We start from the raw sequence: 716 nt of genomic DNA, 5'->3' as shown, positions 1-716 counted from the left end.
GTATGAGTCTTTTTAAAAATGCTATTTCAAGTGAAGATGAACTACGTTCTCTGCTCGGTTTTCCAGGCGAACTTGTACAAAATAAAGTGATTTCTCATTTAGACAAGCATTGCCTAGAGTTTATTTCAAAGTCTCCATTTTTACTAATGGCAACTTCAGATAACAAAGGGATGTGTGATGTTTCCCCTCGGGGTGATGCTCCTGGTTTTGTCGAAGTGCTAGATGAAAATCATATAGTTATTCCAGAAAGACCAGGGAATCGAAAGATAGATTCCATGAGAAACATTTTATCAAACCCTAAAGTAGGGCTTATTTTCATAATTMCAGGTCTAGAAGAAACACTGCGCATCAACGGAAATGCTTGCATCATTCGTGATGAAGAATTGTTAAAGCCGATGGAAGTAAACGGGAAAATACCCGTTTTAGGGATTGGTGTTAAAGTTGAGGAGTGCTTCGTTCACTGTGCTAAAGCTTTTAAACGTTCAAAATTGTGGAATCCTGATATGTGGTTACAGAAGGAAAAGTTACCTAACATAGCAAAGATGATATCAGACCACGTAAGACTCCCTGGAATGGATGCTGATAAGGTTGATAAAGCACTTCAAGATAGCTACTCAAATCGCTTATATTGATCAACGATTTAAGTAAACTGGTATTGAACTAACGGGAAACGTTAGTTCAATAGCACACAACGATGAGCAGGCACTGCGGTAGCC

1 protein-coding gene is annotated in these 716 nt (G+C 38.6%); it reads left to right on the top strand.

What is annotated here, in order from left to right:
* Nucleotides 1–2: 2 nt before the first annotated feature.
* Entirely contained in the window at nucleotides 3–632 is a 630-nt protein-coding gene (locus AC1DWN_RS34765; protein WP_477563348.1) for a pyridoxamine 5'-phosphate oxidase family protein, read from the top strand.
* Nucleotides 633–716: the final 84 nt, after the last annotated feature.

The sequence above is a fragment of the Paenibacillus sp. P4_A7 genome (assembly GCF_056402455.1).
The sequence above is the reverse complement of the archived record's forward strand: the minus strand, read 5'-3'. Positions and strand labels throughout refer to the sequence as shown.